We start from the raw sequence: 2182 nt of genomic DNA, 5'->3' as shown, positions 1-2182 counted from the left end.
TCTGGATCATTTCTGCCCCCTTTTTAGCATGGGTCTTCATGATCTCAAACTCTTCTTCTGTCAATTTTCCCGGTTTATTCAAAATTTCATCCGGAATGGCAATTTTTCCGATATCATGAAGAGATGATGCCATACTGATTAAAGAAATATCTTCAAAACTGATATCATATCGGTTTGTCTTCTGAATGAGCTTTCTTAATATCATATCGGTAAATGTACGGATATGACGAACATGCATACCGCTCTCGCCATTTCTGAATTCAACGATCTGACTCAGGATTGAAACCATCATACTGTTTGTTTTTTCCTTCTGGAAAATCTGTTCCGCCACCACGCTCGACAGACGACGCTGCTTCGTGTAAAGAGCAATAATATTGGCAACGCGCTGTCTTACGATCGCCTCATCAAAAGGACGATGCATAAAATCCGAAGCCCCGTATTCATAAGCCCGTTTTACAGACTTATTCGATGTATCCGAGGAAATCATAATTACAGGAACATAATCAATCCAGTGATACTTGTTCATACGAGCCAGAACCTCAAAACCGTCGGCCCTTGGCATAACCAGATCCAGAAGAACTAAGGAAATCTCATGAACATGACTCTCAAGAACGGTTATTGCATCAAGTCCGTCAACAGCCTCAATGATCTCATACAGGTCTTCCAGAATTGAAGACAGAAAATCTCTATTCCATTCAGAATCATCCACAATTAATATTTTTTGTTTCTTCATATCTGTCATTTAACCCTCACCTTATTCCTCATAAAATGCACAGCCGCATCGTCCGTTTTCCTTTACCTTGTACAATGCCGTATCCGCCATCTTATAAAGCTCCTTATGGAAGCCGATTTCCGAAAATGCCACCCCTACACTCAGAGTGATTTTTGGCAGTCCGTCTGTACCGCTTTTCAGAACCCGGTTCATATCCATGATTTTTCCTTCAATAGTATCTTTCGATATATTTTTTATATCCATCATAATGACCGAAAACTCATCGCCGCCAATTCGGGCAATAAAATCATTGGATCTGAAATGCATGTTTAAAACATTCGCCACTTTTTTAAGCACCTTATCGCCCACATCATGTCCATATGTATCATTTATATTTTTAAACTTATCTACATCAATAAGAAGCAGTGCAAGTGCGCAGGCATTAGCCTGAAGTCCTGTCCGAAGGCTGTCAAATGCTCCACGATTGAGAAGACCTGTGAGCGCGTCTTTCTCTGCCTTATTCCGAAGCATCACTTCGTTCGCCGCATTGATCTCATAAATATTATTATAAGTCAGTGCCAGATATTTAAACTCATACGCCCCGACTGTCTCCAGCATTTTATTTTCCTTAATACAGTTAATATAAATCTGGAGCGGCTTGACGATCAGTATCGATATGATAATAAATACAATAATATTCATAACAACGAGAATACTGATAAGCAGACGCTGTTTTTCAATCTCATGTTTCAGACTCTCTGCGCTTGCTATCTGCTTATTACGTGTCTCATTTAAAATCGTTGTCAATGAATAATTGATATTGTCCTGAATACGCGTCTTTGCCGATTTATATTCCACACCAAAAACCATATCCTCGGCTTTTTCGATCTTATCTTCCGCATCCATTTCTCTATCCTGTGCAGACAATGAAACATTCTGTATCTGTTCCGGCAGGCTGCCGATATCCATCTGATTGGCCTCTGCCACAAGGCGCATCGCATAAAACTCCCGATTCATCAACTCATTGGATACATCAACAGCCAGTGCCATATACTGATGGACCTCATCTCCCGGATGAAACTGTTCCAGGGCCTCCAACGCCTCGTCTCGCTTCTTATCCTCATAGGCTTCTTTAAAATATGCATCCATATGCCCCTTTTCACCGGTCACTACAAACAACCGCACATTTTCTGTCAATATATCCGATCCCTGATTGACAAGGGCACCATCCTTTTCACAGTTGATATAATCCTCTGTTGAATCCACCAATGCCTGATATTTGTCCGAAATTCCAAAGATACTCCTCAGTATAAAGATATAAAGCACAACAGCGACCAGAATCATAATGTAATTCAATGTCTTTATACTGATTCCTTTCATCTTTTTCTTCTTCACTGTGTTTTCTTCCATATATACCCCTCCTGCCTTCAACCTCCATTGTCCGGCAAAGACTTTATCTTTCTGCTTTGA

2 protein-coding genes are annotated in these 2182 nt (G+C 40.4%); both read right to left on the bottom strand.

The features are described 5' to 3' along the window. On the bottom strand, positions 1-742 hold a 742-nt coding region (locus QZZ35_RS11345), incomplete at its 3' end, for a response regulator (protein ID WP_291237504.1). Between the two features lie 12 nt (positions 743-754). Further along, entirely contained in the window at positions 755-2122 is a 1368-nt protein-coding gene (locus QZZ35_RS11340; protein ID WP_291237503.1) for a GGDEF domain-containing protein, read from the bottom strand. Between the last annotated feature and the right edge of the window lie 60 nt (positions 2123-2182).

The organism is Frisingicoccus sp. (assembly GCA_016298055.1).
Classification (GTDB): Bacteria; Bacillota; Clostridia; order Lachnospirales; family Lachnospiraceae; genus Frisingicoccus.
Note: the sequence above shows the minus strand (reverse complement) of the source record. Positions and strands in the feature narration are given on the sequence as shown.

Bases quoted from the DNA above. Each gene is read 5' to 3' on its own strand.
- QZZ35_RS11340 (WP_291237503.1), bottom strand. From the start codon at position 2,122: ATGGAAGAAAACACAGTGAAGAAGAAAAAGATGAAAGGAATCAGTATA.